This is a genomic window from Mesorhizobium sp. M0145, from assembly GCF_040322355.1.
Taxonomy (GTDB): Bacteria; Pseudomonadota; Alphaproteobacteria; order Rhizobiales; family Rhizobiaceae; genus Mesorhizobium.
The window spans coordinates 35,441-57,427 of the sequence record NZ_JAMYTK010000003.1 but is presented as its reverse complement, the minus strand read 5'-3'; the positions used below and the strand labels follow the sequence as shown (position 1 = coordinate 57,427).

The 21,987-nt window shown below is 63.4% G+C and carries 23 protein-coding genes; 12 read left to right on the top strand and 11 right to left on the bottom strand.

The features are described from left to right. Nucleotides 1-187 precede the first annotated feature (187 nt). Nucleotides 188-1,288: a GGDEF domain-containing protein gene (locus NKJ28_RS07290; protein WP_352634799.1), complete on the top strand. Its 1,101-nt coding sequence runs from the start codon at nt 188-190 to the stop codon at nt 1,286-1,288. On the opposite strand, the gene NKJ28_RS07285 is transcribed toward NKJ28_RS07290, so the two are convergent. Next, the gene (locus NKJ28_RS07285; RefSeq protein ID WP_352634797.1) at nt 1,278-2,309 is read right to left on the bottom strand and encodes a 2-dehydropantoate 2-reductase; all 1,032 of its coding nucleotides are present in this window, start codon (nt 2,307-2,309) and stop codon (nt 1,278-1,280) included. The two genes, NKJ28_RS07290 and NKJ28_RS07285, sit on opposite strands and share 11 nt — an antisense overlap. Nucleotides 2,310-2,438: 129 nt before the next feature. Here NKJ28_RS07285 and dapE point away from each other — a divergent pair, with 129 nt between their 5' ends. Both dapE and NKJ28_RS07275 read left to right on the top strand, forming a co-directional pair. Continuing rightward, complete coding sequence (gene dapE / locus NKJ28_RS07280; protein WP_352634795.1) at nt 2,439-3,638, top strand: succinyl-diaminopimelate desuccinylase; 1,200 nt, start codon at nt 2,439-2,441, stop codon at nt 3,636-3,638. 2 nt (nt 3,639-3,640) lie between these two features. After that, nucleotides 3,641-4,249: a hypothetical protein gene (locus NKJ28_RS07275; protein WP_023677470.1), complete on the top strand. Its 609-nt coding sequence runs from the start codon at nt 3,641-3,643 to the stop codon at nt 4,247-4,249. Here NKJ28_RS07275 and truA read toward each other — a convergent pair. Genes truA through def form a run of 4 tightly spaced genes read right to left on the bottom strand, consistent with a single transcriptional unit; the run spans nt 4,231 to nt 6,988 of the window. Beyond that, on the bottom strand, nt 4,231-4,986 hold the full coding sequence (truA, locus tag NKJ28_RS07270; protein ID WP_023677469.1) for a tRNA pseudouridine(38-40) synthase TruA: 756 nt from the start codon (nt 4,984-4,986) through the stop codon (nt 4,231-4,233). The two genes, NKJ28_RS07275 and truA, sit on opposite strands and share 19 nt — an antisense overlap. A gap of 18 nt (nt 4,987-5,004) precedes the next feature. Continuing rightward, nucleotides 5,005-5,514 carry a GNAT family N-acetyltransferase gene (locus NKJ28_RS07265; RefSeq protein ID WP_352634793.1) on the bottom strand — a complete coding sequence of 170 codons (510 nt, stop codon included), beginning with the start codon at nt 5,512-5,514 and terminating at the stop codon, nt 5,005-5,007. Then, nucleotides 5,511-6,440, bottom strand: a complete 930-nt coding sequence (fmt, locus tag NKJ28_RS07260; RefSeq protein ID WP_352635036.1) for a methionyl-tRNA formyltransferase — start codon at nt 6,438-6,440, stop codon at nt 5,511-5,513. Before fmt ends, NKJ28_RS07265 begins: the two co-directional genes overlap by 4 nt. 17 nt (nt 6,441-6,457) lie before the next feature. Further along, the gene (def, locus tag NKJ28_RS07255; RefSeq protein WP_023676950.1) at nt 6,458-6,988 is read right to left on the bottom strand and encodes a peptide deformylase; all 531 of its coding nucleotides are present in this window, start codon (nt 6,986-6,988) and stop codon (nt 6,458-6,460) included. Between the two features lie 103 nt (nt 6,989-7,091). On the opposite strand from def, the gene NKJ28_RS07250 reads away from it, so the two are divergent. Continuing rightward, entirely contained in the window at nt 7,092-8,354 is a 1,263-nt protein-coding gene (locus NKJ28_RS07250; protein WP_352568528.1) for a DNA recombination protein RmuC, read from the top strand. Between the two features lie 39 nt (nt 8,355-8,393). On the opposite strand, the gene NKJ28_RS07245 is transcribed toward NKJ28_RS07250, so the two are convergent. The 3 genes from NKJ28_RS07245 to NKJ28_RS07235 form a co-directional block, all read right to left on the bottom strand. After that, nucleotides 8,394-8,798 carry a GFA family protein gene (locus NKJ28_RS07245; RefSeq protein ID WP_352634790.1) on the bottom strand — a complete coding sequence of 135 codons (405 nt, stop codon included), beginning with the start codon at nt 8,796-8,798 and terminating at the stop codon, nt 8,394-8,396. 67 nt (nt 8,799-8,865) lie between these two features. Further along, complete coding sequence (locus NKJ28_RS07240; RefSeq protein WP_352634788.1) at nt 8,866-9,828, bottom strand: cation diffusion facilitator family transporter; 963 nt, start codon at nt 9,826-9,828, stop codon at nt 8,866-8,868. A 122-nt stretch (nt 9,829-9,950) separates the two neighbouring features. Beyond that, nucleotides 9,951-10,760 (bottom strand): transglutaminase-like domain-containing protein, encoded by an 810-nt coding sequence (locus NKJ28_RS07235; protein ID WP_023676954.1) that lies wholly within the window; start codon nt 10,758-10,760, stop codon nt 9,951-9,953. Between the two features lie 214 nt (nt 10,761-10,974). Here NKJ28_RS07235 and NKJ28_RS07230 point away from each other — a divergent pair, with 214 nt between their 5' ends. Together NKJ28_RS07230 and sugE are read left to right on the top strand one after the other, a co-directional pair. Then, a complete protein-coding gene (locus NKJ28_RS07230) occupies nt 10,975-11,100 on the top strand; it encodes a hypothetical protein (RefSeq protein WP_013528464.1) in 126 nt (41 codons plus the stop codon). 154 nt (nt 11,101-11,254) lie between these two features. Then, nucleotides 11,255-11,569, top strand: coding sequence for a quaternary ammonium compound efflux SMR transporter SugE (gene sugE / locus NKJ28_RS07225; RefSeq protein ID WP_352588587.1), 315 nt, complete (start codon nt 11,255-11,257; stop codon nt 11,567-11,569). 82 nt (nt 11,570-11,651) lie between these two features. Here sugE and NKJ28_RS07220 read toward each other — a convergent pair whose 3' ends face one another. Beyond that, nucleotides 11,652-12,080, bottom strand: coding sequence for a DUF6481 family protein (locus NKJ28_RS07220; RefSeq protein WP_023676956.1), 429 nt, complete (start codon nt 12,078-12,080; stop codon nt 11,652-11,654). A 231-nt stretch (nt 12,081-12,311) separates the two neighbouring features. Between NKJ28_RS07220 and NKJ28_RS07215 the strand changes: the two genes are divergently transcribed. From NKJ28_RS07215 to NKJ28_RS07205, 3 genes are all read left to right on the top strand, one after another. Beyond that, nucleotides 12,312-13,373: an LLM class flavin-dependent oxidoreductase gene (locus NKJ28_RS07215; RefSeq protein WP_352635034.1), complete on the top strand. Its 1,062-nt coding sequence runs from the start codon at nt 12,312-12,314 to the stop codon at nt 13,371-13,373. A 133-nt stretch (nt 13,374-13,506) separates the two neighbouring features. Then, nucleotides 13,507-14,667 carry an AI-2E family transporter gene (locus NKJ28_RS07210; protein WP_023676958.1) on the top strand — a complete coding sequence of 387 codons (1,161 nt, stop codon included), beginning with the start codon at nt 13,507-13,509 and terminating at the stop codon, nt 14,665-14,667. A 156-nt stretch (nt 14,668-14,823) separates the two neighbouring features. Further along, nucleotides 14,824-15,825: an LLM class flavin-dependent oxidoreductase gene (locus tag NKJ28_RS07205; protein WP_352634785.1), complete on the top strand. Its 1,002-nt coding sequence runs from the start codon at nt 14,824-14,826 to the stop codon at nt 15,823-15,825. 156 nt (nt 15,826-15,981) lie between these two features. Here the strand turns inward: NKJ28_RS07205 and NKJ28_RS07200 are convergent, their stop codons facing one another. Further along, on the bottom strand, nt 15,982-16,605 hold the full coding sequence (locus NKJ28_RS07200) for a L,D-transpeptidase (protein WP_352634783.1): 624 nt from the start codon (nt 16,603-16,605) through the stop codon (nt 15,982-15,984). A 254-nt stretch (nt 16,606-16,859) separates the two neighbouring features. Further along, nucleotides 16,860-17,879, bottom strand: a complete 1,020-nt coding sequence (locus tag NKJ28_RS07195) for a LacI family DNA-binding transcriptional regulator (RefSeq protein ID WP_023676961.1) — start codon at nt 17,877-17,879, stop codon at nt 16,860-16,862. A 217-nt stretch (nt 17,880-18,096) separates the two neighbouring features. Here NKJ28_RS07195 and NKJ28_RS07190 point away from each other — a divergent pair, with 217 nt between their 5' ends. The 3 genes from NKJ28_RS07190 to NKJ28_RS07180 are packed head-to-tail and all read left to right on the top strand — an operon-like array spanning nt 18,097 to nt 21,952. Further along, nucleotides 18,097-19,680: a sugar ABC transporter ATP-binding protein gene (locus NKJ28_RS07190; RefSeq protein ID WP_352634781.1), complete on the top strand. Its 1,584-nt coding sequence runs from the start codon at nt 18,097-18,099 to the stop codon at nt 19,678-19,680. After that, nucleotides 19,677-20,990 carry an ABC transporter permease gene (locus tag NKJ28_RS07185; protein ID WP_023676963.1) on the top strand — a complete coding sequence of 438 codons (1,314 nt, stop codon included), beginning with the start codon at nt 19,677-19,679 and terminating at the stop codon, nt 20,988-20,990. Before NKJ28_RS07190 ends, NKJ28_RS07185 begins: the two co-directional genes overlap by 4 nt. Next, nucleotides 20,987-21,952 (top strand): substrate-binding domain-containing protein, encoded by a 966-nt coding sequence (locus NKJ28_RS07180; RefSeq protein WP_254815861.1) that lies wholly within the window; start codon nt 20,987-20,989, stop codon nt 21,950-21,952. Before NKJ28_RS07185 ends, NKJ28_RS07180 begins: the two co-directional genes overlap by 4 nt. Nucleotides 21,953-21,987 lie beyond the last annotated feature (35 nt).

Here is a 21,987-nt window from a genome sequence, read left to right as displayed (position 1 = left end):
TTCCGAAAGCCCGGTTTTGCGCCGGATGCTCTAAGCGAATGTTAATCACCCTGGCCCAGCATGCCGGCGAAGACTGTGTCGACCGGCACGGAGCGCTCGACTGGCAAGCGACCTATCCCTGACCACCAAGGAGCCGCGCAAAACGTGGAGCGCCGCCGCTCGCCTGTTTGCCTGGTTCTCTTCGCCGATGAAATTGGAACCGGAAGCTGTCCGCGCCCGGCTTCTCGACACCACCTTCGACCGCAAATTCGCGGTCCTGTTCGGCACCATCAGCGTTCTGTTGGTTGCGGTCAGCGCCGCTCTTGCCACCGGGGATTGGTGGCCCTACGCCTGGATTGCCGCCGACCTGATGCTTTTCACCGTCCGCGTTCTGCTGATGCGGGAATGCGAGCAGGCCCGCTGGCGCGGCTCGAAAGGGCCGCTGGCGGGCCTGATGGCAGCCAGCGGCGTCTGGTCGGTCGTTTTCGGCCTCGGCTGCTATGGCTGTGTTGCCAGCGGGAATATGGCGCTTTCCGTACTTGACGCCTTGAATGTCGCAGGCGTCGTCGGCGTGGTGTCGTCACGCAATGCGGCGACCCCGCGCTTCGCCATATTCGTCATGTTGGCCGTAAGCCTGCCTTACGTGGTCGGTGCATTGTTTTCTGCGGCGCCCGGAATGCCGATCGTCGGAATTCAAACGCCGTTCTATGTGGCCGGCGTCATCATCGTGCTGCTTCAGAACCACGCAATCAATGCCCGCATGATCCGCGCCGAACTGGACAATCGCGACCTGGCCATCAAGGACGCGCTGACCGGCCTGCCAAACCGCATCTTCCTGCAGGAGAAATTGCGCGACATGTGCCGCGACCTTGCGGCGCCGGCCGCCAATGGCGGCAAGCCGTTTGCAGTGCTCAGCATGGATCTCGACGGTTTCAAACAGGTCAACGACCGTTTTGGCCACGCCGTCGGCGACGTGCTGCTGCGCAAGGTGGCCGAGCGATTGAAGCGCGGCTTCCGTCCGGGGGACGTGGTCTTCCGCATTGGCGGCGATGAATTTGTCATCCTTTTGCCCGCAACCTCGGAGATCGAGGCCACCTACCTGGCAAAGCGGGCCATCGAAAAGGTCTCGGTGCCTTTCGACCTCGGGGTCGGTTCCGCCATCCATGTCGGCTTGAGCGTCGGCAGCGCATGCGCACCCGCCGACGGAGGCGATCCGGAAATCCTGCTCACCTGTTCCGACCATGCGCTCTACGAAGCCAAGCGCACCGGCAAGGGCCGTTACTGGGCGCCTGTGCGGGCTACGATCTGACGGTCGCGACAACGGCTTCCGGCGTCAGGCAGGGCGATCCGCGCCTCTTCTGCTCGGCCGCGCGCACCAGTGCCGTGACATGCTTCAGCAACGGCGCCGGCGTGCCGGCCTTTTCGGCCAAACGCAGGACCGCGCCTTGCAGTTCGCCGATCTCCGTCGGCCGGCGGCGCTGAAGGTCATCCCACATCGACGAACGCGCGGCCGGATCGATGGCAAGCATCCGCCGCGCCAAGAACTTGAACAGCCAGTCGGGCAGGCGAAGCACTTTCGGCAGCAGCGCGGGACGCAGGCCGGCGATGCGAGCGGGTTCGATGCCTGTCGCCATCATTGCCGCCAATGCTTCGTCGATCTGGCCGGCCAGGATCAGCCGCCAGCGGCGATCGGCAAGCTCTGCCGCCAGCGGCAGGCCAGAAAGCGCCACCAGCGCGTTGTTGAGGTTGAGCAGCAGCTTGCCCCATAGCACCGCTTCGATGTCACCATGCGTGGCGACGGCAAAGCCCTCGACGTCAAGCAGTTCGTCAAGGCCTGTCGGACCCTGTTCGATCATCACCTTGCCGCCGCTGGCGCGGTGCAGGCGAAGCGGCAATTCGCCCTCCGCCGATTGGACCACGTTGAACGGCACCATGCCCGCGAGCACCCGCCGGGCGGCGAGATGGGCTCGCAACTTATCGGCATTGTCGACGCCGTTCTGCAGACTGAGTACCACCGCATCCGGTCGCGCATGGGCCGCAATAAGCCCGGCCATGTCCTGCGTCGCGCCGCTCTTGGCCGTTAGCAGGATGACATCGGCACCGGGGAATGCCGCGGCCGGATCGGCGGTGACCGACAATGCCTCCGGCTTGACGGATCGGTCGCGGCCATCACGGTCGGTGATGCGCAATCCACCTTTTTGCAGCGCCTTCTCGATGCGAGGCCGCGCCAGCAGAACCACCTTTCGCCCGGCAAGTATCAGGCAGCCGCCGGCGTAGCATCCGATACTGCCGGCACCGGCGATTACGATCGTCCTGCCATGCGTGATCATGCGATGGCCCTGTCCTGGTCGAGAGGCCTGGCCGCAACTATACGGCATGAAAACCATAATGTCGGCGGCATGGCTGGCCCTTATGTCTGGCCGTGACAGGCCTTGCGCTTTCGACTATCGCTTTTGCCCATGACGCTGCCTACCGATCCGACCAGAAATCTGGCTGCTCTCATCCGCTGCGCTTCCGTGACGCCCGCCGAAGGCGGTGCGCTGAGCGCGCTGGAAGAAATGTTGAAGCCGCTCGGCTTTGCCGTCGAGCGCCCGGTGTTTTCCGAATCCGGCACACCTGACATAGAGAACCTTTACGCGCGGCGTTCCGGCAACGGCCCGCATCTGATGTTTGCCGGCCATACCGATGTCGTGCCGGTGGGCGATGAAACAGCCTGGACGCACCCGCCCTTTGCCGCCGACATCGCCAATGGCGAGATGTTCGGCCGCGGCGCCGTCGACATGAAGGGCGGCATTGCTTGTTTCGTCGCGGCGGTAGCGCGACATATCGCGCAGAAGGGCGGCCCGAAGGGGTCGGTCTCGCTGCTGATAACCGGCGACGAGGAAGGGCCGGCGATCAACGGCACGACGAAACTGCTCGAATGGGCGGCTGTCAAGGGTGAGAAATGGCATGCTGCGATCGTCGGCGAGCCGACCAATCCCGACGCGCTCGGCGATATGATCAAGATCGGCCGGCGCGGCTCGCTATCGGGCACGGTCGTCGTCAACGGCCGCCAGGGCCACGCCGCCTATCCGCAGCTAGCCGACAACCCGGTGCGCGGCCTGGTGACGCTGGTCGACGCCTTGCTTCACCCCGTCTTCGACAACGGAACAAGGGATTTCCAGCCGACCAATCTTGAGGTGACCTCCATCGATGTCGGCAATCCTGCCACCAACGTCATCCCGGCGAAGGCGGCGGCTAGCTTCAATATCCGCTTCAACGACACATGGACCGCCGAGACGATCCAGGCCGAGATCCACAACCGCCTCGACCGGGCGGCGAAACGCAAGAAATACCGCGCCGGCAAGAAGACGCCGGTCGACTACGAGATCGTCTGGCGCGACGGGCCGAGCCATGTTTTCCTGACACGCGACGACAGGTTGATCGAGACGCTTGGCGGCTCGATCAAGGCGGTGACCGGCAGGAAGCCGGCGCTCTCCACCTCCGGCGGCACCTCCGATGCCCGCTTCATCAAGGATTATTGTCCGGTGGTCGAATTCGGACTGGTCGGCAAGACCATGCACATGGTCGACGAACGCGTGGCGATTGCCGACCTCGAGACGCTGACGCAGATTTATCTGCGCTTCGTTGAAGACTGGTTTGCGCAGGACATATCCTAGTGATGCTTTCAGCGGATGAAACCTACGCTTCGCTTGCCGGTGCCTGGCGGCTGATGCTCGGCAAGGCCGACGGATTTCGCCTGCTCGACCTTTCGGCGGACGGATTCTGGAACTCCTTTTTTGCCATCGTTGTCGCGGCGCCGGCACTGATCGTCGGCTGGGTCGGTATTGCCAACGAAATCGGCGATCCCAACGCATTCGTCGGCCGTTTCAGCATGTTGATCCGCCTGGCAACCGTCGATATCGGCGCCTGGGTGCTGCCGCTCATAGGCCTCGCCCTGGTGGCGCCGCGGGTCGGCGTCGGCGGCCGTTTCGTCCATTATGTCGTGGCCAGCAATTGGGCCTCGGCGATCATCGCCTGGATGATGCTGCCATCGGCGTTGATCCGGCTTTTCCTGACGTCGGCCAACGAAGTCTCCGGACTCGTGTCGCTGCTGTTGTTCGCGCTGTCGATGGTCTTGACCTGGCGGATGACCAACGTTGCGATCGGCAGGGGTGCGGCCGCCGGCAGCGCCGTTTTTGCCGGCATGTTCGTGGCGTCGCTGATCGTCCTGTTCGGCCTGCAGGCGCTGCTCGGGATCAGCGTTCCGGATCAGCCAGGCGTCGGATAATCGACGCCGACGAGAAACAGCCCGTCGGGCGGCGCCACCTGACCGCAGGCCGCACGGTCGCGCGCCTCAAGCGCCGCCTTGAGGTCGGCAACAGTCCAGCCGCCTTCGCCGACACGTTTGAGCGAGCCGACCATCGAGCGCACCTGGTTGTGCAGGAATGACCGCGCCGAAGCGCGGACCTCAATGAAATCGCCCGCCCGGCTGACATCCAGCCGGTCGAGCGTGCGGACGGGGCTGGTGGCTTGGCACTGGGTCGAGCGGAAGGTGGTGAAATCATGCCGGCCAAGCAGCACCTTTGCCGCTTCGTGCATGGCACCGGCATCGAGCTGCTTCGGTACCCACCAGATCTTGCCCTTGTCGAGCGCCGCCGGCGCGCGGCGATTGACGATGCGGTAGAGGTAATGGCGGCTGATCGCCGAGAAACGCGCATCGAAGCCATCCGGCACGACGGCGGCCTTCAGGATGGCGATGCGCACCTTGGCCGCCTGCAGATGCGCGTTGACGGCGTCGCGCACCTTGTCGCCGGGCCATGCCTTGATCAGATCGACATGCGCCACCTGAGCGGTCGCATGGACGCCGGCATCGGTGCGGCCGGCGGCGCGCAGCGAAACCTGCTCACCACAGAACTTCTCGATCGCCTGCTCGATCGCCTGCTGCACCGATGGCTGGTTGGCCTGGCGCTGCCAGCCGGCGAAGAGACTGCCGTCATATTCGATGTCGAGGCGAAAACGCGGCATTCCCGGATCGAGGCGAAATCAGGCGGCGAGGGCTGAGCCGAAGGCCGAGGCGTAGACCAGCCTGCCGGTCTCCGGCGCCTCGCCCCAGGCAAGCGCCTGCAAAGCCTCGCTTTGGTAGTCGCTGTCGAATTTCGCGGCACGGGCACGGCTGTAGCCGAAACGCCCATAATAGGCCGGATCGCCGAGCACCACGGCGAGCGTCTCGCCGGCAGCTTTCAGGCGGATATGCGCCTCGCGGACCAGCGCACCGCCGATGCCGGTGCCGTGGAACGACGGCTCGACCGCTAGAGGCGCCAGCGCCACCGCCGGGAAACTCTTGCCGCCATTCTGCACGAAGAGCCGTGAAAACAGGATATGGCCGACCACTTGCCCGTCTTCGTCCGCCACCAGTTCGACGACGGCATCACCGCCGGTGACCAGCGCGTCGACCAGTCCGGCCTCCGTCTGCTGGCCGAACGCGTGTTCTTCGACAAGGCGGATCGCCTCGCGGTCCCGCGGCGTCGGCGCGCGTATGGACATCATGCTCATGACAATTTCATTCCTTTTTCGAGCTTGGCCCCGCGCAGAAACTCCTGCGCGGCAATGGGCCTTCCGCCCGCACGTTGAACTTCGACCGGCCTGATCGCGCCTGACCCGCAGGCGACCGTCAGCCGGTCATCGAGAATTCCTCCCGGTTCGCCGGCGCCTTGCGAGAGCGTCGAGCGAAGCAGTTTCAGCCGTTCCACGCGGCCGCCGATTTCGGCCTCGCACCATGCACCGGGAAAGGGCGACAGGCCGCGAATCTGGTTGTGCACGTCGCCGGCAGGTCGCAGCCAGTCTATGCGAGTCTCCGATTTATCGATTTTCTTGGCGTAGGTCACCCCCACCTCCGCCTGTGTGGTAAATGTCAGCGTATTCCGCTCCAGCCGTTCGAGCGCTTGCACGATCAGCGCAGCACCGAGGACCATCAGCCGGTCGTGCAGATCGCCGGCCGTCATGTCGGGTCCAATGGGACATTTTTCAACCATTGCCACCGGCCCGGTGTCGAGGCCTTCCTCCATCCGCATCACCATAATGCCCGTTTCGGTATCGCCGGCCATGATGGCGCGCTGGATAGGGGCAGCGCCGCGCCAGCGCGGCAATAGCGATGCGTGACCGTTGAGGCAACCTAGCCGCGGCGCCTCGAGAATGGGTTTGGGTAGAAGCAATCCGTAGGCGACGACCACGGCGACGTCGGCGCGCAAGGCGCGGAACGCCTCCTGCTCCGCCTCGCTCTTCAGCGACACCGGCGACCGCACCTCGATGCCAAGCCGCTCCGCCTCGCGCTGCACCGGCGACGGCGTCAGTTCGAGCCCGCGCCGGCCGCCGGCGCGCGGCGGCTGCGTGTAGACGGCCGTCAACCCGTGCCCGGCCCCGGCAATCGCCCGCAGCGTCGGCACAGAGAATTCAGGCGTACCCATGAAGATGACACGCAGGGGCATTTCGTCGACGCCTACCCCACCATCTTGCCCGGCGCCTTGTCCCTGGCGAGCTTCTTGAATTTCTTGACCACCATGTCGCGCTTCAGCTTGGAGATGTGATCGATGAACAGCACGCCGTTGAGGTGGTCGATTTCATGCTGCAGGCAGGTCGCCATCAGCCCCTCGGCCTCGATCTCCTGCAGCTTGCCGTCGCGGTCGAGAAACTTCACCCGCACCGCCGCCGGACGCTCGACCTCGGCATAGTAATCCGGGATCGACAGGCAGCCTTCCTCGTAGACCGAACGCTGGTCGGAGCTTTCGAGGATTTCGGGATTGATGAAGACGTGCGGTGCCGGCGTCTCGTCCTCCTTGGCCAGGTCGATCACCAGCATGCGCAAGGGTTCGCCAACCTGGATCGCCGCGAGGCCGATACCGGGCGCGTCATACATGGTGTCCAGCATGTCGCCGGCCAGTTTGCGCAGATCGCCGTCGACACGCTCGACCGGTTTTGAAACCTGGCGCAGGACGGGATCGGGGAGGATGATAAGCGGCTTGATCGACATGGCGTCTCACCTAAGACCTCGCAGGAAAAGCGTCAACCGGGGCGCCTTCGGGTCGTTCACGTTTTGATCTGTGCCGGCAGACCGAATCATCTATGCTGTCGACATGAACGATCTGGCCACCATCCTGTCCGAACCTGTCGCCCGCCTCGGCGCCACCACGATCACGCTCGGCCAAGCCCTGGGTTTCGGCGCAATGCTGTTCCTCGGCCTGTTCGTGGCGCTCGTCGTTGCGCTCTGGCGATCGGCCAAGGCGCGTGCAGTGGCGGCCGCCGAAGCCGCCGACCACGCCCGCGACGCCGAGGTGCGGATGGCTGGTATCTTGGCAAGCCAGGCGGAAATGCAGGGCCGCATGGGCGCCATCGCCGAAGTGTTCGGGGCGCGCCAGGCGGAACTGACACAGTCGATCGGCCAGCGTCTCGATGCCATGACCGGCCGCCTGGGCCAGACCATGACCGAGCAGACGAGATCGACGCATGAGAGCCTCGCCAAGCTGCAGGAACGGCTGGCGGTCATCGATATCGCGCAAGGCAACATCCAGTCGCTGGCCGGCCAGGTCGTGCAATTGCAGGCGATCCTTTCCAACAAGCAGACGCGCGGCGCCTTCGGCCAGTCGCGCATGGAAGCCATCGTCGCCGACGGATTGCCGCACGGCGCCTATGAATTCCAGGCGACCTTGTCGAATGGCAGCCGGCCCGACTGCCTGGTGAAGATGCCGAACGGCGCACCGTCGCTTGCCATCGACGCAAAGTTTCCGCTCGAGGCGTGGAATGCCATCCGTGCCGCCGAAGGCGCCGACCTGCAGAAGTCCGCCGCACAGGCTTTCCGCCGCGACATCGAGGTGCATGTCCGCGATATTTCCGAAAAATACCTGATCCAGGGCGAGACGCAGGACACCGCCTTCATGTTCGTGCCTTCGGAATCGGTGTTCGCCGAAATCCATGAGAATTTCGAGGCCGTTGTCCAAAAGGCGCATCGCTCGCGGATCGTCATCGTCTCGCCATCGCTTTTGATGCTGTCGATCCAGGTCATCCAGGCAATCCTCAAGGATGCCCGCATGCGCGAGCAGGCACACCTGATCCAGGGCGAGGTTATCCGGCTGATGGAAGATGTTTCCCGGCTCGACGAGCGGGTGCGCAAATTGCAGACGCATTTCGGCCAATCGGCCAAGGATATCGACGACATTCTGGTCTCGACATCGAAGGTGACCAGGCGCGGACAAAAGATCGAGGCGCTAGAGTTTGGCGTGCAGCCGGCGGAGGACACCGCTGGTTCGAATGGCAGCGGAGCAAAAGCGGAAAGTAGCCCGCGCGTCGCCGATTCGAAAACCGGGCAGTTGAGGCTAAGGGTCGTCGAAGGCGACGATTGAGAGCTACGCCGGAACCGGAGGCTTCGCCCGGGTCTGGCGCTACTGCTCCTCGATGATGGTTGTGCCTTCGAATTCCGGCAGCCAATGCAGCGCCGAGCGGTGCCAGATCTGCTTTCTCGGCACCAGTTGCTCGCGCTGCCGTGCCGTGCCGACCCTGATACCGTAAACCTTCGGTCCCTCGCCCGCCGACGTGGCGTAGAGATGCGAGCCGCATCCACCGCAAAATGCCTGGGCGCGCTTGGCGCCGCTCGAACCGGTCTTGATGTAGATCTTCGGCGTGCCCTTGGTGATCCTGTAATTGTCCTCGGACGCCGGCACGGTGACGCGAAAGGCCGTTCCGGTTAGCTTCTGACAATCGATGCAGTGACAAATGGTGGTCTTTTCCGGATCGACTTCGGCCTCGTAAGTGATAGCGCCACAATGACACGCGCCGTCGATTTTCATCTTCGTTCCTCCTGGAGCTTTTGCCCGCAATCATAACCGGGACTGCCCGATGGCGCAGCCATTTTCCTCAGGCCGGTTCCCCTCCGGACGCCGCCAAGGCCTTGCTCCGGCGTTCCCAGGTGCCGGTGGTCTGCGGCTTGACGAAGAGCCGCGTCACCTCCGGCATCTCCGCCTTCAGCCGCGTCTCGAGGCGCTCGACACAGGTCTCTATCTCCGGCGCCGACAAATGATCCTCGAACTCGATGCTCAAAGCGGCGACGATCTCCTGCGGACCCATATGCAGCGTCAGCGCGCCATTCGCCCGCTGCACCGCCGGGTCCTGCTGGACGATGGCCAGCACCTCTGTTTGCACCTCGGGCGAAGCCGGCTCGCCGAGCAGCAGGCTTTTGCTTTCGCGCGCCAGGAAGATCGCGGTCCCGCCCAGGATCAGCGCGATGCCGATCGACGCGGCGCCGTCGAGCTTCGGCATGTCCAGCAGTTCCGCCGCCGATATCCCGGCGAAGGCGACAACGAGGCCGAGAAGTGCCGCGCTGTCCTCGAAGAGTACGGTGTAGACACTCGGATCCTTGCTGAGCTGCACCGCCTCGAGCCAGCCGTGGCTGCCTTTTTGGTGGCGGAATTCCTTCAGCGCCACCAGCCAAGAGGTGCCTTCGAAGAGGAAGGAAACGCCAAGGACAGCGTAGTTCACCTTGGCGTTGGCAATCGGCTCCGGCGCCATGATGTGCGTCACGCCTTCGTAGAACGATATGCCGGCACCCAGTGCAAAGACGAGGAGCGCGACGATGAAGCTCCAGAAGTACAGCTCGCGGCCATGGCCGAGCGGATGCGTACGGTCGGCCGGCCGGGCGGCACGGTGCATGCCGTAAAGCAGCAGGCTGCCATTGCCGGTATCGACGAGCGAGTGGACGCCTTCCGAGAGCATTGCCGAGCTGCCCGTGAACAAGGCAGCGGCAAATTTGGTCAGTGCGATCGCAAGATTTCCGGCGAGCGCCGCATAGATCACTTTTTTCGACCCGCCATGCGCCGCCATGGTGTGCTGCCTTGGTTGATGCACCGAGATTGGCGGAGCGCCCGCCCACGCTCCACAGTCCCCACAACGCCCGAAGTGCCCAGTTGTTCACAGGGTCAGTTGTTCAAAAGGGCGGCGCGGGGCTATTCGACGACCTCGTCCGTCCAGACCTTGAAGCCAGCCAGCGCGCCCGGCCCAAAAATGTGGGTCAGCGGCACATCGGCGGCATCGCGTCCGGAGGCAATCAGGATGCGGCCGATGCGCGGCGCGTTATTGCGCGGGTCGAACGCATGCCAGCGGCCGCCGAGATAGACCTCCATCCAAGCGGCGAAATCCATGTCCGACCACGGCTTTGGCAGGCCGATATCACTGATATAGCCGGTGCAGTAGCGGGTCGGAATGTTCAGGGCGCGGCAGAAGGCAACAGCGAGGTGAGCAAAGTCGCGGCATACACCACTCTGCTCGCGATAGGCCTCGGCGGCGGTGCGCGTCGGCCGTGCATTGAAATAGTTGAAGACGATGTGGTTATGGACGAAGTCGCAGACCGCCTGGACGCGCGGAATGCCGAGCGGGGTGTTGCCGAACAGCCGCCACGCTTCATTCGACAGCACGTCGCTCTCGCAATAACGGCTGGGCAGCAGGAACAGCAGCGTCTCCGACGGCAGATCGCGCACCTCGTGCTGCCACGCCGTCAGCTCGCGCGTCTCGAAGGAGCCGGGGTCGCGGATCACCGCGTCCGTGCCGAACGCAAAGCGCCCGGCCGGCGCAACGAAACGGTTGCACCAATTGCCGAAACTGTCGCGGTAGCTTTCGATCGGCACCGGCGGGTTCGACGTCAGGAAGTCCGGCCGCTCAAGATCGGATGCGCGCGAATAATGGACGTTTAGCATCGCGATCAGCGGTGTTTCCTGCGGGAAGTCGAAGCTCATCTGGCAACCGATGTGGATCCGCATTGTCGTCCTGACCGGCCTGCCTGATCATCAGCCGGCGAAACGCAAGGGCTGATGCTGCAGTGCGAAGAAGACCATGGCACGGACCGCTGCGGTTTACGAGGGAATTAGAAACCAGTTGACAGCCATCGGCCAGGGCGACTGCACGGCAGCGGCCTCTTGCAGTCGAGCGTTTCTCTTGTTTCACTTCGCCAGACATCAACTGGAGGAACGAATCATGGCTAAGGGTGCGATGAAGGCAGGCAAGGAGGCCCGCAAGCCGAAGAAGGACGCGAAGAAACCGGCTCCGGCGCCGGCCCTGAAGGCACCGCCGGTGAAGGCGATGAAGCTGAAGGACAAGTAGGGCCGCAGCTACCGTTTCGGCTTATCTCGACCGGCCGCAAACGCGGCCGGTATGATTGTTCACTAAGCTCACGCGCATCCCCTATGGATGCGGCGAAGGCAATTTTTGCGCTTTTCAAGAAATCGGCCGGAAGCCATCGAAACGGAGCGTTCCGATGTCGTGGATCTTCCTGTTGTTCGCCGGACTGTTCGAGATCGGCTGGGCGATCGGCCTCAAATACACCGACGGATTCTCGAAGCCGCTGCCGAGCGTCCTGACGGTAGCCTCGATGATCGTCAGCCTGACCTTGCTCGGCCTGGCGCTGAAGGCGTTGCCGGTCGGCACCGCTTACGCGGTGTGGACCGGCATCGGCACCGTCGGCACGGCGCTGTTGGGGATATGGCTGCTCGGCGAGCCAGCGACGGCGATCAGGCTGGCCTGCATCGCGCTAATCGTCTGCGGCATCATGGGACTGAAGCTCGCGGCTTAGCCGATTCTGACAGACGAACGCGTTCGGGGCCGCTGCAAGGCGGCCCTGATTCTTGAATTCGGCTGATCAGTGCCGGAAGGCGCTATCGCGCGGAGAAGCCGGGCGGCGTCCTGCCGGTGCGCTGCTTGCGCGCCGCATAGCGTGCGTCACGCTTAGCCTTGCGTTCGGCCTCGTCGGCAAGAAAACGGGCGATCCGCTCGTTCTCTTCAGCTTCCCGGATCTTCGCTTCGGCCTGTGCGGCTTCTTCCGCGGCGATGCGTGCCGCTTCGGCAGCTGCCTCGCGCTCGGCCTTTTCGGCCGCTTCGCGCGCCAGCTTTTCCTGCTTCAGCCTGGCCTTTTCGGCCTCGCGTATCGCGCGGGCCTCGAGGATCGCCTTGCGCTCGGCCTGTCGTGCCAGCACCGCTGGATCATCTGGCGCCGGCTTTGCCTTGAAGCGCTCCAGAAGCGCCTTCTTTGCCTCGTTTGCGGCATTGCGCCGCTCGAAAACGTCTTTTTCCCTATAGATAGCCAAGTCCACTTCCCTGAAGTCAATTTGCGAGGCTTACATACGCGCGAAAACCGAGAGTTCAAGCGCCAAAACGGTATGCCAGCCATGAAATTCTGATCTGTTGCAGCCGGGAGACGCCATTTCGATTGAATTCGGCTGAAACGGACATGCACTGTTCACCATCCGGCCCTCTGGCGGCGCGGCGGGCGGGTCGCTACCTCTAGCGCGAAAAACAAAACGCCAGGATGACACATGATGGAACTCGGTCTCTATACCTTCGCCGACGTCAGCCCGGAAACGGGGCCAGGCGCCATCGGTGCGCATGAGCGGCTGCGCAACCTGATCGAGGAGATCGAACTGGCCGACCAGGTCGGCCTCGACGTGTTTGGGCTGGGCGAGCATCACCGTCCCGATTATGCCGCTTCGGCGCCAGTCGTGGCCCTGGCCGCGGCGGCCGAACGCACCAAGCGCATAAAGCTGACCAGCGCGGTCACCGTGCTTTCCTCCGACGATCCGGTTCGCGTTTTCCAGCAGTTTGCGACGCTCGACCTTTTGTCCGGCGGCCGGGCCGAGATCATGGCCGGGCGCGGTTCGTTCATCGAATCGTTTCCGCTGTTCGGCTACGAACTCGAAGACTATGACGAGCTCTTTGCCGAAAAGCTCGAACTGCTGCTCGCCATCCGCGATCATGTCAAGGTGACCTGGTCGGGCAGTCTGCGCGCGCCGATCAACGACCGCGGCGTCTATCCGCGGCCCTTGCAGGACAAATTGCCGATCTGGATCGCCGTCGGTGGAACACCGCAATCCGTCGCCCGCGCGGGTGTGCTCGGGTTGCCGCTGGCACTGGCGATCATTGGTGGCGAGCCGGCGCGGTTCGCACCGCTGTTCGACATCTACAGGGATGCAGCCAGGCGCGCCGGCAACGATCCGGCAAGCCTTGCCACCAGTCTCAACGTGCACGGCTTCATTGCCGACACCACGGACCAGGCAGCCGACGATTTTTACGGGCCGCAGGCCGAGGTGATGAACCGCATCGGCCGCGAGCGCGGCTGGGGGCCGACATCGCGGGCGCATTTCGACCAATCGCGCGGCCCAAACGGCGCGCTGTTCGTCGGCAATCCAGAACAGGTGGCCGAGAAGATCATTGCCCAGCACAGAATATTCGGCAACGACCGCTTCCTGCTGCAAATGGCGATCGGCACCATGCCGCACGCCAAGGTGATGAAGGCCATCGAACTCTACGGCACCAAAGTGGCGCCGATCGTGCGCCGGGAAACTGCGAAGGCCGTTCCCGCCGTGGCGGCGCCGGTTGCCTGATTCCCGGTCACCTGATTCATTGCCAAGGCCGCGAGGCGGCCTTGCCGGTGACGCCAGCTAACGGAACCTTGAAGCGACAGAGGCGTTTTCGCCAACGGTCTGCACCAATCGCGGTGTGCCGCCGAGGGTCAGAATGAAAGCCGAACCCGACGCTTCGGGCGCAAGCGCTGCCGAAAGCCCGGATCCGCGCGTCGAGGCGCGGGCGGATGCGCATCTGATGCGTTCGCTGCTCGTCGGCATCTTCATCCTCATGGCGATCTACGCGCTTTACTTCGCCCGCGCCTTCTTCATGCCGGTCATTCTGGCTTTCCTGCTGGCGCTGACGCTGACGCCGATCGTTCGCTTCCTGCGCAAGCATGGCATGCCCGATGTCATTTCAGCGACACTGTTGGTGCTGCTTTCGTTCTGCCTCGTCGCCGTCGCGGGATATCTGCTCAGCGGCCCGGTCATCGACCTCATCAACAACACCTCGACGATCGGCCAGCAGCTTACCGAACGGCTGGCACAACTGCGCCGTCCGTTCGAACGGATCGTGGAGATTTCGCGCCAGATCGAGGGCCTGACACAGACATCCCAGGAGCCGGGCGTTCAGAGGGTGGCGACGGCGCCATCCGGTATTCTCTCGCAGGCCGCCGGCAATGTGCTGTCGGCCGGCGCCAGCGTTACCATCGTCTTCGTCCTGTCGCTGTTCCTGCTCGCCTCGGGCACGATGTTCTATGAAAAGATCGTCCAGTCCTTCCCCAGTCTCAGCGAAAAGAAGCGGGCGCTGCGCGTCGTCTACGACGTAGAACGTGAAATCTCGCATTATCTGCTTACTGTCACGGTCATCAATACATGTCTCGGCGTGGTCATCGGGCTCGGCCTGTGGGCGCTCGGCGTGCCCAACGCGCAGGTCTGGGGCGCGGCAGCGGCTCTGCTCAATTTCCTGCCATATATCGGGGCGCTGACCACCATCACGCTGGTTACGATCATCGCGCTGATAAGCTTCGACACGATTTCCTATGCGCTGCTGGCGCCGGCCTTCGTCCTTATGTGCGATGTCGTCGAAGGCCAGTTCGTGACGCCGACGGTGGTCGGCCGCCGTCTCGAAATCAACGCAGTGGCGATCCTCATCGCCATCGCCTTCTGGTCGTGGCTGTGGGGTTTTGTCGGCGCGCTGCTGGCGGTGCCGCTGCTGGTCGTCATCAAGGTGTTCTGCGATCATTTCGACGGTCTCAGCCATGTCGGCAATTTCCTGGCGGCGCAACACACGGCAGCGATCGAGGACGAAGAGATTCCCGAGGTGAAAAAGTAGCGGCTTAAAGGGTCAAAAGCGTCCCCCCGATGGTGCAGATCACGACCTTGCATCGGTCGCACGTCCGTTGTGCCCTCAGCGCTCCATCAACATTTTGAATTTGCCGCCTCGGCAACGGCTTCCTACATCCCTTCGGCCCACAGGAAACCCGCGCCGATGACCGTTCTTTCCGTTCTCGACCTGTCGCCGATCGTCGAAGGCAGCAACGCTTCACAGTCACTCGCCAATTCGCTCGATCTCGCCCGTCATGCCGAGCGGCTGGGTTACCGGCGCTATTGGCTGGCAGAGCACCACAATATGCCGGGCATCGCCAGCGCCGCCACCTCGGTGGTCATTGCCCATGTGGCCGGCGGCACCAATACGATACGCGTCGGCGCCGGCGGCATCATGCTGCCCAATCATTCGCCGCTGGTCATCGCCGAGCAGTTCGGTACGCTTAACGCTCTGCATCCCGGCCGCATCGATCTCGGCCTCGGCCGGGCGCCCGGCACCGACATGGCCACGGCACGGGCGCTGCGCCGTAACCTCGACGCTGGCGCCGACAATTTCCCGCAGGACGTCGTCGAGCTGATGGGCTATTTCCAGCCGGCCGAAGACGGCCAACGCATCCGCGCGGTGCCCGGCGAAGGCGAAAAGGTGCCGATCTGGATTCTCGGTTCCAGCCTCTACGGCGCGCAGCTTGCCGCCATGCTCAGCCTGCCCTACGCCTTCGCCTCGCATTTTGCGCCGGCCGAGCTCGACCATGCTCTGGAGATCTACCGCTCGCGTTTCCAGCCTTCGGAGCAGCTCGACAAGCCTTATGTGATGCTCGGCCTCAACGTCTTCGCCGCTCCTTCCGATGCCGAGGCGCGGCTGTTGTTCACCTCGCTGCAGCAGGCCTTCGTCAATCTGCGCACCGGCCGGCCCGGCCGATTGCCGCCGCCGGTCGAAGGATATGAGCGCGACCTCGATCCAATGGCCAAGACCATGCTCGGCCAAGCGCTTTCCTGCGCCGTCGTCGGCTCCCCGGAAACGGTCAGGCAAGGCATCGAGGCGTTTGTGCGCCGCACAGGGGCCGACGAGCTGATGGTCACAGCGCAGATTTTCGACCATGCGGCGCGGGTGCGCTCGTTCGAGATCCTGGCCGACGCTCACAAATCGCTGTCGGAAGCTGCCTGAGAGTTGGTTCGCCACTTGCCACTGTTGCGGGCAAGGCCGGCCTTAGGCAGGGAACATCGCGAACAGGTGTGCGAAGACATAGCGAACATTTCGCGCGTTTTACGCGGAGGTTTTCGATCCGTCATGCTCGTCCGTTAGCGGGAAACGCGGCGTCCACTAAATAACGATCACCTTGGTGCCGATTGTGGCGCGGTCATAAAGATCGATGATGTCCTGGTTCATGAGGCGAATGCAGCCCGCAGACACGGCTTTGCCGATGGACCACCATTCGGGGCTACCGTGCAGGCGATATCCAGTGTCACCCTTCTCGTTGAAAAGATAAAGCGCCCGCGCACCGAGCGGGTTCACGAGTCCGCCCTCCATATGGGCCGGTATGATGCGGCCTCGCTTCTGCTCGCGTACAATCATGGCGGACGGCGCGCTCCAATCCGGCCATTCGCGCTTCCTCGCAACGTGAGCAGTGCCATGCCACTCGAAGCCCGCCTTGCCGACGCCGATGCCGTAGCGCAGTGCCTGACCGTCTCCTAACACGTAGTAGAGGAACTTCGCTCCTGTATCGACAATGATGGTGCCCGGCGCCTCTTCAGTCGCATAAGGCACTGTCTGCCGACGGAACTTTTGGTCAACCTTGTAGATCGGAACCGGCGGAACGCGAAAACCGGCGTCGGTGAGGCCGCCATAGGCCGAGGGGAAAGTCTTTAATGCGCCGCCGGTGGTGCAGCCGAAGAATGCGACCATCCCAGCAAGTACCAGCCCGATTAGGATCGATCTCACGCGCATGACTCAAGCCGGCGCCCGTGTGGGCGATCAGCCGCATCTCGTCATATTCCTAAACCGACATGCTTCGATTGCCAAGATTTTCCTGACTGTCGGCTGGCTGATTGTTGGCCACTTGGCTCGATCGGCGCCGCGTCCTTCAATTGCTCGGTTTTCGAAAGACGAACGCCCGTAGTGGCTGCGAAGGCCCGGGGTCGGCAGGACAGAGGGAGCGCTGTCCGTCCGGCATTGCAAAGTTTCTGAACAGAGCCCAAGCGCTACGCGCTGACGCTCTGCGCGATCGCACCTGGCGGACGGCATGAATTGCGGATCATCAAGCGTCCCTTGAGCGTCAGTTTGCGCGGCGGCGCATCCCTGTTTCCGGCGAGCCGGTCGAGCAGCAGATTGGCCGCCTGTTCGCCAATCGCCTGCACCGGCTGGGCGACCGTGGTCAATTGCGGCCGGAACACATCCGACCACGGAAAATCGTCGAAGCAGGCGACCGAAATATCCTCCGGACAGGACAGGCCGATATCGCGAATGGCCTTCATGGTGCCGATCACCATCGGGTTGTTGGCCGAAAAGATGGCGCTCGGCCGGTCGTGCAGCGAAAGCAGCTGCATGGTTGCGTTGTAGCCATCGACTTCGTGGAAGTTGCCGAAGCGGACGAGTTCGGTCTCGGCCGGCAGGCCGGCGGCCTGGAGGGCCTCGCGGTATCCCGCCATGCGGTCATGCATCGGCGAGATATCGAACGAGCCGGAGATGTAGCCGATGCGCCGATGGCCGAGATCGATCAGGTAAGTGATGGCGTCGAACACCGCGCGCTGATTGTCGAGAACGACGGCATCGGTGTCGACACCCTGGCAAACACGGTCGAGCAGCACGACCGGCACATTGGCGTCGTCGACAATCCGTTTGAGGATCGCGCCGTCACCGACACGCGCGACGATCAGTCCGTCGACCATGCGGTCGAGCAGCAGCCTGATCTGGTCGTCCTGCGTGTTCAGGTGCTCGTCGGTGCAGCACAGCATGACGGCGTAGCCGGCCCTGTCGAAAGCCTGCTGGATGACCGAAACGACGTCGGTAAAGAACGGATTGGTGATGTGTGGGACGGTGAGCCCGATGGTGCGTGTGGTGCCCATCTTCAGGCTGCGGGCAATGGCGTTGCGCTTGTAGCCGATGTCGCGGATCGCCTGTTCGATGCGCTGGCTGAGCTCGGGGCTGACGGTCGCGGTGCCGTTGATCAGCGCCGATACGGTGGCCACGGAAACACGCGCGGCCTCGGCCACATGAAGCATAGTCGGAGCAGTGAATTTGCGCTGCTTTTTTCGTCCTGACGCTGTCATTTTCGAAACGTTTCACCACTCCACGGTAGCAATACGTACGGAATCTTATGATTTTGCGCAAGAATTGAAATGGAACAATCTCAGGCTCCAGATATTGCCTTGACATGATCGAAACGTTTAGATTAGCGTTTGAGGTGTTCGGTGACGACGGAGGGAGGCCGTCCTTGTCATGCAGCACGGCAATTCCATCCCTGCGCAAGGCGTTATGGCGGACGGCTCGGCTGTCGTACTGAGCGCCGAGCACATCTCCAAGTCCTTCGGCGGTATCGCCGCGCTTGTCGATGTCGGCTTCGAACTGCGGCGCGGCGAGGTCCATGCGCTGATGGGCGAGAACGGCGCCGGCAAGTCAACGCTGATGAAGATCCTGTCCGGCGTCTATACGGACTATAACGGAACGGTCAGTATCGATGGCTATCCGGTGCGCTTTGCCGGCGTCCGCGAAGCCGAGCGCGCCGGCATCGCCATCATCCACCAGGAGCTGAACCTCGTCCCCGAACTCAGCGTCGCCGACAACATTTTTCTCGGCCGCGAGAAGCTGATCGCCGGACTGATCGTCGACCGCAAGACGAGCAGCCGCGCCGCCGGAACGCTCTTGCAAAGGCTCGGCATCGAGCTCGACCCGGATGCACGCGTCGGTGCCTTGCGCGTCGGCGAACAGCAGCTGGTCGAGATCGCCAAGGCGCTGTCGATGTCGGCACGCATTCTGATCATGGACGAGCCGACCTCGGCGCTTTCGCCAGCCGAATGCCAGCGGCTGTTCCGCATCATCCGCCAGCTCGCCGACAGCGGCGTGGCGATCGTCTACATTTCGCACCGCATCGACGAGGTCATGCATCTGGCCAGCCGCGTCACCGTGTTTCGCGATGGACGCCACGTCCTGACGTGGGCGATGGACAAGCTCGACGAAGACGCCATAATTTCGGCGATGGTCGGGCGAAACCTGCTTGCTTCCTCCCAGGAGCACCGCATCCCCGGTGGCAACACGGTCCTGTCCGTAAGCGAGCTGTCGCTGGCGAAGCCCAATCGCCATGGTTGGCGCACCGTGCTCGACGGCGTCAGCTTCGATCTTGCCGCAGGAGAAATCCTCGGTATCGGCGGGCTGCTGGGCTCGGGCCGTACCGAAATCCTGGAAACCATCTTCGGGTCCAGCGGCGGTCGTGCCGGCGGTGAGATCAGGCTCGATGGCGAGGCAGTAGAAATCCGTTCGCCGCGCGATGCGCGCCGGCTCGGCATCGCTCTGGTCACGGAAGACCGCAAGACGCAAGGCCTGCATCTCGAGGCCTCGATCACCGACAATGTCGCGCTGCCGCTGGTCGGCGCGCTGGCGCGGTTCGGCGTGCGCTCGCTGGCCGGTGAGCAAGGGCTGGCACGGGACGCCGTCAAGGCGCTCGGCATTCGCTGCGAGACCGTCGAGCAGCCGGCCGGCACGCTGTCCGGCGGCAACCAGCAGAAGGTCGTCATCGGCAAATGGCTAGCGACGAGGCCGCGGGTGCTGCTGCTCGACGAGCCGACACGCGGCATCGATGTCGGTGCCAAGCGGGAAATCTACGATCTCATCTTCAAGCTGGCGCGAGACGGGCTGGCGATCGCCGTCATCAGCTCGGAATTGCCGGAGCTGCTGCATCTTTCCGACCGTATCCTGGTCATGGCCGACGGCCGCCAGACGGGAATCCTGTCCCGCGCGCAAGCCAGCGAGGAGGCCATCATGCGGCTTGCGGCGCCGCGACGGACGATGACGAGGCCTGCCGCATGAGCATTTTGCATATCCTGTCCCGGACGAAGCTCTATTGGGGCCTGATCGCCATCTTCCTGATCGGCGTGCTCGGCTCGCCGATCAGCTCCAAGGGCAACAACATCTTCCTGTCCTACGGCAACCTGCTCGATGTGCTGCGCCAGGTGTCGACCACCGGGCTGATTGCCACCGGCATGACTGCGGTGATCATCACCGGCGGTATCGACCTTTCCGTCGGCTCGCTGATGGCTATCTGCACGGTCGTCTGTGCCATGCTGCTGACGGTCCCCGGCGTGACGCCGGCGGTGGTGCTGGGGGTGCCGACAGTTGCCCTGGCAGCCCTTTGCCTCGGCATTCTCGTCACTCGTTTCATCCTGCTGAACATCGAAAAATCCCGCGCCGGCGCGCAGGCCACGCACGACATCAGGTTGGACAGCGTTCGCGGGCTGGTGACACCCGGCATTGTCGGGGTGATCCTGTGCAGTCTGGTGCTGTGGTTCCTGCTGCCGCAGGTGGGCTCAAAATTCGGCGTGCTCGGCGTGCTGCTGGTGGCGCCTTGCGTCGGCCTGCTGTTCGGCGCGCTCAACGGCTTCATCATCGTCGCCGGGCGGCTGCAGCCCTTCATCGTGACGCTGGCGATGATGGTCACTGCGCTCGGCATCGCCCGGCTGACGGCCGGCCAGAACAATGCGGTGCTGCCGGTCTACACCGGCTCGAATGCCACCGCCGATTTCGAAATGCTGCGCTCGCTGGTATTCGGCGTGATCCCGATGCCGGGCCTGTTCTTCCTCGGCGCCATCCTGATCTACGGCGCCGTGCTGCGCTTCACTCCGTTCGGCCGCTATGTCTATGCGATCGGCGGCAATGAGGAGGCGGCGCGGCTGTCGGGCATCGCCGCAGGCCGCGTGAAGATCGCCACCTATGCCGTGTCAGGGCTGCTGGCCGGCATCGCGGCGGTGCTCTATGTCGCGCAGTACCGGCAAGGCAAGCCGGACGCCGGCGCCGGGCTGGAGCTCGACGCGATTGCCGCCGTGGTCATCGGCGGCACCAGCCTGATGGGCGGACGCGGCAGCCTCACCGGGACGTTCTGCGGCGTGCTGATCTTCGGGCTGCTCTCCAACATCCTGCAGCTGCACAACATCAATTCGAACCTTCAGCTGGTGCTGAAGGGGATGATCATCATCGGTACCGTGCTCGTACAGGAGCGCAGTGCCGGTGATCTTCTCTTCTATCTGCGACTGCCCGGTGGGCAAGCGCACAAGGAAACGGCCGCGGCAAAGCGGCCGTCGCAAGAGACCGCGTCTCTGAATATTGGAGGAAACAAGAAATGAAACGACGTGAATTGTTGAAGCTCGCCGGGCTGACAGCGGCACTCCTGACCACGACCGCCATGCTTGCCGGCGGCGCCCATGCGCAGGACAAGAAGTGGAAGATCGGCTTCTCGCAGGTGACGACCATCGAACCCTGGCGCGCCCAGTTCAACAAGGACATCCTGGCCGAAGCGGCCAAGCATCCGGAAGTCGAGCTGATCATCACCGACGGCGAGGACAAGACCGAGAAGCAGGTCGCCGATGTCGAAAACCTTATCCGTCAGGAGGTCGATGCGCTCTTGGTATCACCGAAAGAATCCGCCGGCCTGACCGGTGTCGTGCAGCAGGCGATCGATGCCAAGATCCCGGTCTTCGTGCTCGACCGCAACGTCGAAACCAACGACTACACGCAGTTCGTCGGCGGCGACAACAAGCTGATCGGCCGGGCTGCCGGTGAATATGCCGTCGAGCTGCTTGGCGGCAAGGGCAAGGCCGCCGGCAACGTCGTCGAGATCTGGGGCGGCATGGGCACCCAGCCGGCACACGACCGCCATGATGGCTTCCATGAATTCACCGACAAGGAGCCAGGCATAAAATACCTGCTCGACCAGCAGTCGGGCGACTGGAAGCAGGACCAGGCCTACAACATCATGGCGACGGCGTTGCGTAACAACGAGAAAATCGATCTTGTCTACGGCCACAATGATCCGATGGCCTATGGCGCCTATCTTGCCGCCAAGGACGTCGGACGTGAGAAGGACATCAAGTTCATCGGCATCGACGGCCTGCCCAATGAAGGCGTGCAGCTGGTCGCCAATGGCGAGCTGACGGCGACGTTCACTTATGTGACGCCGGGCGCCGAAGGGCTGCGGCAGGCGATCAAGTTCCTGAACGGGGAGAAGGTGGAAAAGACCATCACCCTGCCGACGCAGAAGATCACCAAGGAAAATGCCGCCCAGATCCTGAAGGACAACGGCCTCTGAGACGAGGCTTTCCTGCCGGGCGTTCAGCGCCCGGC

Coding starts and splice junctions, on each gene's coding strand:
- NKJ28_RS07250 (WP_352568528.1), top strand. CDS start 7,092: ATGAACGATCTGGCCACCATCCTGTCCGAACCTGTCGCCCGCCTCGGC.
- NKJ28_RS07235 (WP_023676954.1), bottom strand. CDS start 10,760: ATGCGGATCCACATCGGTTGCCAGATGAGCTTCGACTTCCCGCAGGAA.
- truA (WP_023677469.1), bottom strand. CDS start 4,986: ATGCCGCGTTTTCGCCTCGACATCGAATATGACGGCAGTCTCTTCGCC.
- NKJ28_RS07195 (WP_023676961.1), bottom strand. CDS start 17,879: ATGCTTCATGTGGCCGAGGCCGCGCGTGTTTCCGTGGCCACCGTATCG.
- sugE (WP_352588587.1), top strand. CDS start 11,255: ATGTCGTGGATCTTCCTGTTGTTCGCCGGACTGTTCGAGATCGGCTGG.
- NKJ28_RS07205 (WP_352634785.1), top strand. CDS start 14,824: ATGACCGTTCTTTCCGTTCTCGACCTGTCGCCGATCGTCGAAGGCAGC.
- NKJ28_RS07230 (WP_013528464.1), top strand. CDS start 10,975: ATGGCTAAGGGTGCGATGAAGGCAGGCAAGGAGGCCCGCAAGCCGAAG.
- NKJ28_RS07215 (WP_352635034.1), top strand. CDS start 12,312: ATGGAACTCGGTCTCTATACCTTCGCCGACGTCAGCCCGGAAACGGGG.
- NKJ28_RS07190 (WP_352634781.1), top strand. CDS start 18,097: ATGCAGCACGGCAATTCCATCCCTGCGCAAGGCGTTATGGCGGACGGC.
- NKJ28_RS07210 (WP_023676958.1), top strand. CDS start 13,507: ATGAAAGCCGAACCCGACGCTTCGGGCGCAAGCGCTGCCGAAAGCCCG.
- NKJ28_RS07240 (WP_352634788.1), bottom strand. CDS start 9,828: ATGGCGGCGCATGGCGGGTCGAAAAAAGTGATCTATGCGGCGCTCGCC.
- NKJ28_RS07265 (WP_352634793.1), bottom strand. CDS start 5,514: ATGAGCATGATGTCCATACGCGCGCCGACGCCGCGGGACCGCGAGGCG.
- NKJ28_RS07245 (WP_352634790.1), bottom strand. CDS start 8,798: ATGAAAATCGACGGCGCGTGTCATTGTGGCGCTATCACTTACGAGGCC.
- def (WP_023676950.1), bottom strand. CDS start 6,988: ATGTCGATCAAGCCGCTTATCATCCTCCCCGATCCCGTCCTGCGCCAG.
- NKJ28_RS07200 (WP_352634783.1), bottom strand. CDS start 16,605: ATGCGCGTGAGATCGATCCTAATCGGGCTGGTACTTGCTGGGATGGTC.
- NKJ28_RS07180 (WP_254815861.1), top strand. CDS start 20,987: ATGAAACGACGTGAATTGTTGAAGCTCGCCGGGCTGACAGCGGCACTC.
- NKJ28_RS07185 (WP_023676963.1), top strand. CDS start 19,677: ATGAGCATTTTGCATATCCTGTCCCGGACGAAGCTCTATTGGGGCCTG.
- NKJ28_RS07285 (WP_352634797.1), bottom strand. CDS start 2,309: ATGATCACGCATGGCAGGACGATCGTAATCGCCGGTGCCGGCAGTATC.
- NKJ28_RS07290 (WP_352634799.1), top strand. CDS start 188: ATGAAATTGGAACCGGAAGCTGTCCGCGCCCGGCTTCTCGACACCACC.
- dapE (WP_352634795.1), top strand. CDS start 2,439: ATGACGCTGCCTACCGATCCGACCAGAAATCTGGCTGCTCTCATCCGC.
- NKJ28_RS07275 (WP_023677470.1), top strand. CDS start 3,641: ATGCTTTCAGCGGATGAAACCTACGCTTCGCTTGCCGGTGCCTGGCGG.